At 39.9% G+C, this 12919-nt stretch carries 12 protein-coding genes and 2 tRNA genes; 11 read left to right on the top strand and 3 right to left on the bottom strand.

Annotated features, from left to right (window positions below):
- The first annotated feature begins 136 nt into the window (after positions 1-136).
- From DL92_RS0109555 to DL92_RS0109530, 6 genes are all read left to right on the top strand, one after another.
- On the top strand, positions 137-988 hold the full coding sequence (locus tag DL92_RS0109555) for a class C sortase (protein ID WP_026655348.1): 852 nt from the start codon (positions 137-139) through the stop codon (positions 986-988).
- A 23-nt stretch (positions 989-1011) separates the two neighbouring features.
- Positions 1012-2103 (top strand): Cna B-type domain-containing protein, encoded by a 1092-nt coding sequence (locus DL92_RS0109550; protein WP_026667523.1) that lies wholly within the window; start codon positions 1012-1014, stop codon positions 2101-2103.
- 69 nt (positions 2104-2172) lie between these two features.
- Positions 2173-2823, top strand: a complete 651-nt coding sequence (locus tag DL92_RS20275) for a sortase (protein WP_051198914.1) — start codon at positions 2173-2175, stop codon at positions 2821-2823.
- Between the two features lie 178 nt (positions 2824-3001).
- Complete coding sequence (locus DL92_RS0109540) at positions 3002-3784, top strand: adaptor protein MecA (protein ID WP_026667522.1); 783 nt, start codon at positions 3002-3004, stop codon at positions 3782-3784.
- A 17-nt stretch (positions 3785-3801) separates the two neighbouring features.
- Positions 3802-4587 (top strand): arginase family protein, encoded by a 786-nt coding sequence (locus tag DL92_RS0109535; RefSeq protein WP_026667521.1) that lies wholly within the window; start codon positions 3802-3804, stop codon positions 4585-4587.
- 148 nt (positions 4588-4735) lie between these two features.
- Complete coding sequence (locus tag DL92_RS0109530) at positions 4736-5053, top strand: hypothetical protein (RefSeq protein ID WP_026667520.1); 318 nt, start codon at positions 4736-4738, stop codon at positions 5051-5053.
- A gap of 190 nt (positions 5054-5243) precedes the next feature.
- Here DL92_RS0109530 and DL92_RS0109525 read toward each other — a convergent pair.
- From DL92_RS0109525 to DL92_RS0109515, 3 genes are all read right to left on the bottom strand, one after another.
- Positions 5244-5328, bottom strand: a tRNA-Leu gene (locus tag DL92_RS0109525).
- A 57-nt stretch (positions 5329-5385) separates the two neighbouring features.
- Positions 5386-5468 (bottom strand) — tRNA-Leu (locus tag DL92_RS0109520).
- A gap of 93 nt (positions 5469-5561) precedes the next feature.
- Positions 5562-5897, bottom strand: a complete 336-nt coding sequence (locus DL92_RS0109515; RefSeq protein WP_026667519.1) for a hypothetical protein — start codon at positions 5895-5897, stop codon at positions 5562-5564.
- 104 nt (positions 5898-6001) lie between these two features.
- Here DL92_RS0109515 and DL92_RS0109510 point away from each other — a divergent pair, with 104 nt between their 5' ends.
- The 5 genes from DL92_RS0109510 to DL92_RS0109490 all read left to right on the top strand — a co-directional run bounded on the left by DL92_RS0109510 (position 6002) and on the right by DL92_RS0109490 (position 12895).
- The gene (locus tag DL92_RS0109510) at positions 6002-7570 is read left to right on the top strand and encodes a sensor histidine kinase (RefSeq protein WP_051625288.1); all 1569 of its coding nucleotides are present in this window, start codon (positions 6002-6004) and stop codon (positions 7568-7570) included.
- A gap of 1 nt (position 7571) precedes the next feature.
- Entirely contained in the window at positions 7572-9152 is a 1581-nt protein-coding gene (locus DL92_RS0109505) for a response regulator transcription factor (RefSeq protein ID WP_026667517.1), read from the top strand.
- Positions 9153-9241: 89 nt separating this feature from the next.
- Positions 9242-10933, top strand: a complete 1692-nt coding sequence (locus DL92_RS0109500; RefSeq protein WP_026667516.1) for a type 2 periplasmic-binding domain-containing protein — start codon at positions 9242-9244, stop codon at positions 10931-10933.
- A gap of 99 nt (positions 10934-11032) precedes the next feature.
- The gene (locus DL92_RS0109495) at positions 11033-11980 is read left to right on the top strand and encodes an ABC transporter permease (RefSeq protein ID WP_026667515.1); all 948 of its coding nucleotides are present in this window, start codon (positions 11033-11035) and stop codon (positions 11978-11980) included.
- A 42-nt stretch (positions 11981-12022) separates the two neighbouring features.
- Complete coding sequence (locus tag DL92_RS0109490; protein WP_051198972.1) at positions 12023-12895, top strand: carbohydrate ABC transporter permease; 873 nt, start codon at positions 12023-12025, stop codon at positions 12893-12895.
- The last annotated feature ends 24 nt before the right edge of the window (positions 12896-12919 follow it).

The raw sequence follows: 12919 nt of genomic DNA, 5'->3' as shown, positions 1-12919 counted from the left end.
TTTTGAATCTTGTTGAATTAGTTGGATAACAGTATTCTTCGGGGGAAGATTACTTCCCCTGAAGAATATATATATTCATAATCCTAAAGATTCTTTGAAAATAAACCGATATGGTGAAAAGATAAGAATTGCTTAGATGAAGAAGAACCTAAAGAAAAAAATACCCAACATAATATTTGGATTGATATTTATCGCCGGACTGTGTATATTTTTATATCCTTCAGTAAGTAATTATATCAATTCGCGAAATCAGAGCAGAGCAATTTCTAACTACGAGGAAATGGTTAATAACATTTCCGAAGAAGATTATTCAAAGATGTGGAGCGAAGCAAAGGCGTATAATGAAGAACTTGCTAAAAAAGCTCTAAATTTCGATCTTTCTGATGAAGAAAGGGAAGAGTACAATAAAATTCTTAATGTATCCGGAACAGGAATAATCGGATATATTGAAATTGAGAATATAGGGGTCAACCTTCCAATTTATCATGGGACCGACGAATCGGTTTTACAGGTTGGTATAGGACATTTGGAGGGAACATCGTTTCCCACCGGAACTAAAAGTACACACGCAGTCCTTTCGGGACACCGAGGACTTCCGTCCTCTAAGCTTTTTTCTGACCTCGATCAAATGATTGTCGGGGATACGTTTTTACTTCATATTTTAGACCAGACTTTTGCGTATCAGATTGATAAGATAAACATTGTTCTTCCGGAGGAGACCAATGATCTTGCAATAGTCGATAATGAAGAATTCGTCACGCTTGTTACTTGTACTCCTTACGGAGTTAATACTCACAGGATGCTTGTAAGAGGTAAGCGTGTTGATTATAGCGAGGAATCAAAACTTATAGTACCGGCAGATGCCTTAAGGTACAACACCATGGTAGTGGCACCGTTCATCGGGGCACCGATTCTTTTAATAGCTTTTATAGTATATCTTATTAGGACGTCAAAGCCTAAAAGGGTAAAGGGAGCAAAGCAAGGGTAATTGCTCTACGAGGTATTTGTTTTATGATTAAGGTAAGAAAAGTAATTAGCCGAACAGTAGTTACACTTATGGCTGCTTTGATGGTTTTTGGGCAATCAGCTGTGGCGGTAAATGCCAGAGGAACCATTGATACATCAAAGAAAGGTTCGCTTAGTGTGACATATAATTTTGGCGCAGACAAGATGTTTGACGGTGTTAATTCACGCATCTACAAGATCGCAAGTGCTACCGAGGGAGGTTCATTTGAGCTTGATGCGGGATATATCAACAGATCCTCAATAAAGGATTTGAGCGGTATTACAGATGAAGCCAAAGCACAGCAGGAGTGGAAACAGATCTTAGATGATGTTTTACAGTATGCTGTAAGCGAGCATCAGCCGGATCAGACAGCTGTTTCAGCAAATGGTCAGGTTAAGTTCAGCGGTCTTGAGCTTGGTATTTATCTTGTAAGTGCCGATAACTATCAGGAAACTGAAAATACATATGTTTTCGCACCGTTCCTGGTATCGGTACCACAGCTTGACGACAATGACAACTGGGTATATGATGCACAGGCGGGCACAAAGTGCGAGAAGTTCGACAGAATGGTTGATCTTGAGCTTCATAAGAGATGGAATGATGAAGGATATACAGATAAGCGTCCTTCTTCCATTGATGTGAAGGTTATTAAGAACAACGAACTTTATCAGACAGTTAATTTGAATGATTCAAATAATTGGACATATTCTTGGAAAGAGAAGCCCGGTAATACATGGACTTTTGAAGAAGTATTACCTTCAGATTCGGGATATTCGGCTTCAATTTCCGAGTCAAAGACATATGACGAAAATACAGCATCAGAGATCTATACGATTACAAATACGTATACTCCTCCAGCAGGTCCTCCTCCGGGTGGTGATGAACACCATGAAGAGGATAACGGCGGCCACGGAGACGGCGGTGCTACAGAGTTCCCTGATGTTCTCGGTGCAGTAAGAAAGCTCAGCGAGCTTCCTGCAGTATTGGGTGCAAGAAGACTTCCACAGACAGGTCAGTTGTGGTGGCCTCTTCCCATACTTATTATTGTAGGTGTTGCACTTATAGTAAAGGGAATCAGAAGGAACAGAAATATTTAATACACGTATATACCCCATGGGATAAAACTCATGGGGTAATACTATATAAAAAATGTGAGGGGCAATAAATTGAAAAAGATTCCAGGTTATCTCTATATGTTTTTTGGTGCAGTGCTTATTTTTATCGCTGCACTGATAGTTAAGAACAATTTTGATGAAAACGCAGAAGCCGGAGCAGCATCTGATAGCCTTCTGACCGGTGTTATCGAACAGATGCCGGGAAGGGTTATTGAACCTGAGTTATCCGGAGACATGCCGATTGTAGATGTTGACGGAAGAAGTTTTATAGGAACGGTAGAAATACCATGTAAGGGACTTTTGCTTCCGATTCAGAATGAGTGGAGCAATGACAATGCCAAGGTTTCTGTATGTAGATACATGGGATCTGTATATGAGAACAATCTTATTGTCGCAGGACACAATTATATTGAGCATTTCGGCAAACTTAAAGAACTGAAAACAGGTGACAAAGTTATTGTTACCGATATGAATGGCAGAAGCTTTTATTTCCAGGTTTCTAATATGGAAACTTTGGGAGCGTATGATACTGAAAAGATGGAGTCGGGAGACTGGGATCTTACTCTTTTCACATGTACCATCGGTGGAGCAAACAGAGTGACTATCCGCTGCGAGTCTACAGGAGAAGCATCGCAGGTCGGAGAAGTTCCCGATGTCATAAAGGCTGCTGAAGAAAGTAAACATATTAGGAAACGTAAATAAAACAAATATAAAGCATCTACATTTATATACGCATCAATCCGATATAGAAGATATATCACAATAAAGAAACTTATATTTTATAGAGTTAATAAAGATTTTAGCACTCTATTGTGGACAGTGCTAATGTTACATTATATAATGACAGTACAAAGAATCCATGGAGAGGAGTTGATGCGTGATGATCATAGTAAAAATGAATGATACAACTGTAGAATGTAGCATTGCCGCATCAGAGCTTCATGAAATCGGACTTACTCCCGAAGCAGTTATTAACGGTGCGGAAAATACATCATCTTTTTTTGCTAAGCTTAATAAAGAAGTGGGACAGCAGCTTGGATACGATCCAGAGACTGAGGTCATGATGATGAGCAAAAACATGATGATGGATGGCAGTATCAGAATTTTTGCGGTTAAGATGAGCAACGAAGATATACAGACAGCATCTGATCGTATTAAAGGAGCAGCAGAGACGGTTCTCAGAATTCTTACTCAGGAAAAGGTTGATGAGATCAAGTCAAAGAATGGCAGAGATAAAGGTATTGCATTAAACGAAGTTATAACAAACGTCAGCGAGGCGATAAACAGGATTTACGGCAGAGATAAGTTCTATACTCTTCCGGAGGAAACAACAAAAACTCCTGAGACCAGCTATCAGCCACTTTCAGAATATGCGGAGTACATGGTTGAATTTGATACTTTTGATGAGGCTAAACGTTTTTCAAAAGTGGTTCAGAAACTTCCTATAGTAGATTCTTCTTTATATAAACTTGAAGAGGGCTACTACATGATATTGGGACTATTGTCATCGGACGAGAGTGTTATATACGATCTCAGAAGAGCAGGAGTCGAGTATTCAAATATGCTCGTGGTTAACGCGACGGAAGCGATGTATGTCAGAGAGCATGGAGATCGCCTGGTAGGAAGCGATGCGATAATACATTTAACAGATCTTTCCAGATGAGGATGAATATTTACAGTATGAATGATTACATTACACTATTTGATTTTTCTGGAATATATAATGAAGAGAGCTTTTATCAAAACGATAAAAGCTCTCCTTTTTGTATTATAAATTGCAGAGATATTCCGGGAACGAATTGCATGTGCGATGAAGAGGCAATTGCACAGATAAAAAAGAGAATAAGCGAAAAAGCTTTTGAAATGACGAAAGATGCGGATGAAAACAAAAGACTTGCTGCTTTTGCCAAAGGAATCCACTTTATTGATTCGGGAAATTACCACTATATGTCCGCGATAATCACGGAAATGATAAAAGAGCCTTTTTCTCTTGTGGTTCTCGATCACCATCCCGATATGCAGCCACCTATGTTTGGGGACATATTGTCATGCGGCGGATGGGTAATGAAGGTAATTGAGAATAACCCTTATGTCAGAGATGTCCATGTGATAGGTGCTGACAGAGAGCTTATAGAAAAGCTTGATAAAAATGACGCCGAACGCGTTACGTTTTATGATGTTTCAGAAGTGAGAGAGAAGCTTCCCGAAACTCAATGCCCTGTATTCTTATCTGTCGATAAAGACGTTGTCAGAAGAGAAGAACTTGTGACAAACTGGGATCAGGGCGAGATGACTAAGGAGGAACTCATCACGTTCATAAAAGACCTATTTAATAGTAGAGAAGTCATCGGAGTCGACATCTGCGGCGAATGTGCGCCTGACCAAGAGGGTATCGATGTAGGAAAAGAAGCGCAGATAAATGATGAATTCAATATTGAGATAATAAAGGAAATTGTAGATTTATGAAGTGGTAATCAGATTGACTTATTTTTTTTGACTATACAAGTATAAAAAATATAAGTCAAAAAAACTTGTAATTTATTTTTACAATACAAAGTAGTATTATTTACGTAGAGGGACTTATTACTCATATGAAGGAAAAGGAGGAGCTGAGATGGTTATTGGATTCGTTATCTGGAGCATTGTAGCACTAGCTTTTGTTGTGATTGCCATTTCTACTTACAGAGCTGAAGAAGCAGTAGGATTTTTTACTTTTGTAAAGCCACCGATGGTTAAAGATATAAAAAAATATAATAAGGCAGTTTCTGTCCTATGGCTTGTTTTTGCAATAGCACTTGAAGTTATAGGCATACCATTCTTGTTTTTAAAACAAAATTCTCCACTTTTCTTTGTAATGATTATTGGAGTTGTAGCTCTTGTTATAGGGCTTATGATTGCATATGTGAGACTTGAAGCTAAAGAAAAGATTTGAGATTGGAATTCTAAATTGATTTCTATATTATCCGGGGAGCCAATGGGACTTTGAGCAAAGCGAGAGCAGAACTTCCTTAAGCTAGCTTAGTGAGAATCCCGGAACCCATGCAGCGAAGCTGTGGGCGAGAGTCCCCCTTCCACACAAAATAAAAAGGACTAACTCGACCGAGTTAATCCTTTTTATTTCGTGCGGAAGATGGGACTTGAACCCACACGACATAAACAGTCACAAGATCCTTAGTCTTGCTCGTCTGCCAATTCCGACACTTCCGCATATATGTGCCCTAGAAGGGCTATCAACTTACTCACATTGCATTGGATGAAATCCAATGCAGGAGAAGGGACTTGAACCCTCATGTTGTTGCCAACACATGGACCTGAACCATGCGCGTCTGCCATTCCGCCACTCCTGCAAACAACGTAGTTAATAATACTCACTTTTTGGTGCTCTGTCAAGAGTTAAATTATTTATAAACGAGATAACAAAGGGTACAAGAAAAGTGTTTTTAAAAAAGCTGTGCTATTTTGTCGGCAAATGAATAGAGACGATTCATGGTATCACGGTTTTTGAAGTATTCTTTGCCCAAAAGACCGGCGCATACGCTGAAAGCCAAAGAAAATACAAAGCAAAGCGTCGACTTACTTATGAAACTTGCGCCGAGAAGTACGCTTGCACATATCAAAAGGGCTGCAAATATTACAATGCATTTAAGTAATTCCTGATTCATTACATTTATATAAAGCTCAATTCCTTCGCGCTCATCTCTGAGCTCTTCATCTGAGAGGACGTCCCAGTCGAGTTTGTCTAAATGTCTTAAAAAATCCCTAAATCTCTTTTCCATAATTCTGCTCCTCAATTCAATAGTTAACCCAAATTTCATAGTACATTATAGCAAAAAACATTTAATATACAATAATAATCCTGGGTTATGATAAAATAACAATTATGAAGAAGAAACTGATAATCTTGTATCTGGTTTTTACAATAATTCCACTTGCAATCTTGGATGCCGTCGTTATAGGGGGGATTCTGCGTGCTGAGCAGACCAAACGCTATCACGAGATGGAGAATGTGGCGAGCGCCGTAAAATACGCTTGTGCTGCGGAATTTGAAAATGCCGTGAAGGTTGCGAACAGTATATATACAAGTAAGTATATTTATGACTTCATGAAAACAGAATTTGATTCACCGCTTGATTACTACATGCGGTACAGAGACTTCTTTAATGATACTCTTATTGATGTCGTGGCTTCACAGAATGATGTGTCATACAAGCTGTTCATTGACAATAAATCTGTTGTGAACGGATCTCAGTTCCAGAGGATTGAATGTGCATATGATGAGCCATGGTATAAATTTATGAAGGAGAAAGGGCTTAAGTCCGGACTCTTTTTTGACTATAATACCAAACAGGTAGGTTTGGACTCGAATACGAGAAAAATTTTCTATTTCAAAGTGCTGGATTTCTACGATTACGGCTCCGAAAATGTTCTTCTTATTGATATCGATTACGGCAAATTCAGTCGGGCTCTCGTTAATATGAATTATGATCTTGATGCGTATCTGTGCGACAACGAAAAGATCCTTTTGACAAACGGTAAAGACATGAGTGTGGCAAAGCCCTACAGCTATGTGTCACAGCTTGAAAGTATAGGATACACCATGGATATGCAGATTTATAACCAGCTCCTTAAGATCCATGTTGTTGACAATAATTCGGAAATCAATAACTGGTGGGAAAGTTGGGGGATTTACCTGCTTATCCTTGCGGTAATGAACATTATTTTCCCGGTTCTTTTGCTTATCCGTATAAACAGGATCGCTTACGGTTATACACTAAGAGAGCAGGTTATGATAATGACGAGGCAGCACGCCGAGCTTCTGGCACTGCACAGTCAGATCAATCCGCATTTTCTTTTTAACGCGCTTGAGAGCATAAGGATGCACTGCATTATAAAAAAAGAGTCTGAGACTGCATACATGATCGAAAAGCTAGCAAAACTCCAGAGGCAGTATACTGAGTGGGGTGACGATAATACCACGATCGAAAATGAGGCGGATTTTGTAAATAACTATCTGGAGCTTCAGAAGTACAGATTTGGCGATAGGCTCTCTTATTCGGTTGATATTGAGCCTGATTGTAATAAGTATCTTGTTCCCAAGCTTACGCTTGTTACTTTCATTGAGAATGCCTGCATTCATGGAATAGAGAGTAAGGTTTCGAACGGATGGATTTTTTTGAGGGTTCATACAAAAGATAATGATATGGTCATTGAAATAGAAGATACCGGAAACGGAATGAGCTCGCAGGAGGTGGAAAAACTTCTTACATCCATGCGGAATGCGGATATTTCAATGCTTGAGAAAAAGGGCCGGGTAGGCGTTGTTAACGCGTGTATCAGGCTTAAGATGGTCACTGATGATAAAGTTCTTTTTGGTATTGATTCGGAGGAAGGAATCGGAACAATAGTAACGATAGTTATTCCCGAAGAATGTTTGAAGAAGGGAGTTTAAGGTGTTCAAGGTTTTACTGGTTGATGATGAACCATTTATTTTACAGGGACTTAAAGTCCTGATCGATTGGGATGATTACGGATTTGAAGTGTATATCGCGCAGGATGGAAAGACTGCGTATGACATGATGAGAGAGCAGGACTACGATCTTGTGATCGCTGATATCAAGATGCCTGTCATGGACGGAATACAGCTTTTGAAAAAGATAAGAGAAGACGGCAATGACGTTTCTTTTGTGATACTCAGCGGATTTGCCGAGTTTTCCTATGCTCAGGAGGCGCTGAAGCATAAGTGCTCCGCATATATCTTAAAACCTGTTGAAAAAGAGAGTCTTATCTCCATAGTCGAGAAGGTGATAGCAAGCAAAGAAGATAAGGAGATGGAGACAAGCCGTAACAAAAGATTTGAGAAGGCATATTTCGAGCAGTGCCTTAAAAGGGTACTCAGGGGAAAACACAGCGACGAGGATATCGATTATCTTAGCAGCAAGATAGATGCATATGAGGATATGTGCTATGTGGGAATTGAGTTTGCGCCTGAAATAGACGAGCTTGAGACCATGGATGATGAAAAGAATAACCGTCTGGACAGGCTCTACGACATTGCTGCGGAATATCTCGGAAATGACAGCTATCTTCTTATGAGATACGGTTTTGGAGATGAAAACATATATGACATCGGTTTTCTGTACACGAGCAGTATCGGAAAAGAAATAGATCAGAGCGACGAGGTCTTTTTAAAGGAAATGATAAAGTATCTCAAAAGAGTGAGCGGACTTCCTATTGTAATGCTCGTGGGAAGAACGGTTTCGGGTCTTGAATCCATTTCCACATCCTATACCAGCGTGAATATTCTTCATTCTTTGCAGGGATTTAGGGAGAAAAAAGATATTTATTTCTATGAAGAAGAGTATCAGATAAAAGATAAGGGAATCCAGCTCTGTAAGAACAAACTTGATGAGCTTATTTCCGCAATAGAACTTAATGAGAAAGTTAAGATAAAGCAGAAGGTTGATGAGTTCCACGATGAGATGAAAAAATCCGGAATCACCGGAAAGGCATATAACCTCAATATCAATTATCTCTTTTTCCAGCTTATTCATATTACGGGTGAGCAGGACAGTGAGGTCGATCAGGAAGAAATCCTCAGAAATATTTCGGAGAATGTTTATGAGCAGGGAATCCGTAGGGGCTCTAAGGCGCATCTGTACAGAATGGCCTGTGAGTATGGCGATTACCTTGGTCAGCTGCGCAAAAATGTCTCAACGGGCGTTCTTGCCAAGGTTGAGGAAGAGGTAAAAAACAATTACTCAAGCAACCTTACTTTGAAGGGGCTGAGCGAAAAGTATTATGTAAACAGTGCGTATCTGGGGCAGCTTTTCAGAAAGAAGTACGGATGCTCTTTTAAAGATTATCTCAACAGACACAGGCTTGATGAAGCGGCTCTTTTACTTAAGAAGACAGACGATAAGATTTATCTTGTCGCAGAAAAAGTGGGATATAAGGACGTTGACTACTTTGTAAACAAGTTCATTGAGGCCAAGGGATGTACCCCGGCAAAGTATAGAAAACAAGAACAATAATTTGTCCTACTTTTATATATATTTCCTCCCATGTTTTGATTATAAATTTTTTATAAACTATTTATATAAAAATAAGGAGGATATCTTTTATGAAGAAGAAAGTTGTTAGCATGCTCATGGCAGCTTGCATGATTCTCGCAACACTGTCAGGGTGTGGATCGGGTGGAAGCTCATCAGATGGAAAATCTGCTGATAATTCCGGCTCAAAAGATGGAGTAAAGGAATTCACAGCATTTTTCTCCGTTCCTCATGCTGAAATCAATGAAGATAATGAGATTCAGCAGATCATTGCCGAGAAAACAGGCGTAAAAGTAAAAGAAACTTGGCTCACTGGTCAGACAGCAGAAGAGGCGGTTGGTACTCTTATCGCGGGTGGTGAATACCCTGACTTCGTAGATGCAGGTGACGGATCCGTACAGATGTATGAGGCAGGCGCACTTGTTGCACTTGATGATTATATCGACAAATATCCTAACATCAAAGAATTCTTCACGGATCAGGAGTGGGATTCACTTCGTCAGAGTGATGGACACATCTATTGGATCCCTCAGTTCTCTAATATCTATGGTGAAGAGAGAGTCTGCGCACATAATGACGAGGCTTTCTGGATCCAGACAAGAGTTCTTGAGTGGGCAGGTTATCCTCAGATTCATACAATGGATCAGTATTTTGATCTTATCGAAAAATATTACGCAGAAAATCCTACAATGGAAGACGGAACAGCAAACATTCCTTATACAATTCTTTGTGAGGACTGGAGATACTTCTGTCTTGAGAATGCACCTCAGTTCCTTGACGGATATCCGAACGACGGTTCAGTTATCGTTGATGTAGATAACAAGAAGATTGTTGACTACAACACAACAGATACAGCTGTTAAGTACTTCAAGAAGCTCAATGAAGAGTACAAGAAGGGTATCGTTGATCCTGAGTCATTCACACAGACATATGATGAGTATATCGCTAAACTTTCAACAGGTCGTGTACTTGGTATGATCGACCAGTGGTGGGATTTCGCATACACAGCAGGTGATGCTCTTAAGGCAGCAGGCCTTGATGCTAAGGGCTGCCAGTATGTTCCCCTTCCGATCACGATCGAAGAAGGTATGAAGAACCAGTGGCACAACTCAGGCGGAATTGTACACACAAGTTCAGGACTTGCCATTACAACAAGCTGTAAGGATGTTGAAGGTGCACTTCAGTTCGTAAACGACCTTCTTAGTCAGGAAATCATGGATCTCAGATTCTGGGGTGTTAAGGACGTTGACTACCAGGTAGGCGACGACGGAATGTATTCAAAGACTCAGGAAATGAGAGACAACGATGCTGATACAGGATATAAGGCTTCTCACAAGTGTGAGTATTCATATTTCCCTCAGTGGGAAGGAACAAGCAGAGATGGCAAAAATGCTATGAAGCCTGAGCAGCAGGAGACAGAGTTCTATGACGGACTTTCTGATAACCTCAAGAACTGCTTCAAGGCATACGGTGTTAAGACATACGTTGAGATGCTTGGAACAACACCTCCTCCCGGACCTTGGTATCCTATGTACACATTCTCACAGACTATGACTACAGCAACACCCGGCGGTACAGCAAGCAATCTTATGGATGAGTGCAAGCACGAGTACCTTCCTAAGGTAGTTATGGCAGATAACTTCGACTCCGCATGGGCTGAGTACATGGAAGCTTACAAGAAGTGCAAACCTGAAGACTTCCTTTCAGAGATGCAGACTGAGTTGGAGCGCAGAATTGCAGAGGCAGCTAAGTATACTAACTAAGTAAAACTAAGATTATAGCGGGCTTTCTTGGTATTCACAAAAGAATGCCCGCTATATTTATCTAATTTGGGGAAATTGAAGAAAACGAGGAGTGGTTATATGGCTCAGCAGAATAAAAAAACTCTTTTGGGCATGCCGAAAGATGAATTTATCAAACAAGTTAAAAGACAGTGGGTTCTTATCGTATGGTCATTATTCTTTTTTGCATACGGTATCCTTTTCTGTTATGCGCCTTTAATAGGCTGGCTTATGGGCTTCCAGCAGTATAAGCCAAAGGATGGAATTTTACATTCAAAATGGATCGGACTTGCCAAATTTCAGGCTCTTTTTTCCGATGCAACATATATCAGAGTAATCAGAAACACTCTTGCAATGGGTGTTATCAATCTTGTAGCTACAACTATAATGGCAATTTTATTTGCTATTTTATTAAATGAGATTAAGGGAATGCGCAAGAAAAAGGTTGTTCAGACAATCTCTTATCTGCCTCACTTCCTTTCATGGATCATTGTTACAGGTATTCTTCACGATGCTCTTTCGGGAGCAGGTATTGTTAATGAGCTTCTTACTAAATTTCATTTGGTTTCCCAGCCCATTAACTTCTTTGCACATGAAAAGTATTTCTGGCCTATCGTAGCCTTCGCAAATGTTTGGAAGGAAACAGGTTGGAATGCAATTATATATTTGGCTGCGATAACGGCTATCGATCCTGCTTTGTATGAAGCAGCAGCTATCGACGGCGCGGGAAGATGGGATAAGATCAGATATGTTACCATCCCCGGAATTAAGTCAACAATCATTATTCTTCTTATCATGAATGTTGGTAACGTCCTTAATGCAGGATTTGAGATTCAGTATCTGCTTGGTAACGGACTTGTACAGAAGGTATCCCAGACAATCGATATCTATGTTCTTAAATGGGGTATTAGCCAGATGGATTACTCACTTGGAACGGCTGCGGGTATATTTAAGAGTGCAGTCAGTATCGTTCTGATCTTGATATGTAATGAAGTCGCCAAGCGTCACGGCGAAGAAAGACTGTTCTAAGGGGGAAGCGCGATGAGTAATACAATTAACAAGAAAAGAAAAATGTCGAAAGCCGACATTGCTTTTTACACATTTAACTCAATATTCATGACAGTGTTTGTGATTGTTACGCTTTACCCTGTTCTGAATACACTTGCTATTTCGTTTAACGATGGTCTTGACGCACTTAGAGGAGGTATTTACCTTCTTCCAAGAAAATTTAGTGTCAAGAACTACATCACAGTATTTAAGAAGGACGATCTTCTTGTAGGTGCATATATTTCGGTTGCAAGAACTGTTGTGGGAACAGCCCTTTCGCTTATTGCCTGCGCTATACTTGCATTTATCGTAAGCCGCAAGAATTTCCTTTTTGCAAAACACCTTTCATTGTTCTGGGTAGTAACAATGTATGTAAATGGTGGTATGATCCCTGTTTTTCTTTTGTACAAGGGACTTCACCTTACAAATTCATTCTGGGTATATGTAATTCCCGGAATGGTATCCGCATTCAATATGCTCGTTATAAGAACATATATGAACGGAATACCTAACAGTTTTGAGGAATCGGCGCAGCTGGACGGTGCGGGATATACGACTATATTCCTTAATATTATTTCACCGCTCTGTAAGCCTGTTTATGCTACAGTAGCTCTTTTCGTTGCTGTATATCAGTGGAACTCATGGTTTGACGTTATGCTTTACAACAGAATGAGTGATAAGCTTACAACTCTTCAGTACGAGCTTATGAAACTCCTTGCTTCTGTAACAAGCCAGAGTACATCGGCTCAGTCGATGAAGAACTCGACAAGCTCCATTACACCTACATCAATACGTGCAGCTGCATCTATAGTTACGATGCTTCCTATCATCTGTATCTATCCTTTCTTGCAGCAGTACTTTGTAAGCGGACTTACACTTGGTGGTGTAAAAGAATAATAAAAATAATGATATTTTTTTTAT

Source organism: Butyrivibrio sp. AE2005, from assembly GCF_000686965.1.
GTDB classification, from domain to species: Bacteria; Bacillota; Clostridia; order Lachnospirales; family Lachnospiraceae; genus Butyrivibrio; species Butyrivibrio hungatei_A.
This window is presented reverse-complemented; position numbering and strand designations above follow the sequence as displayed.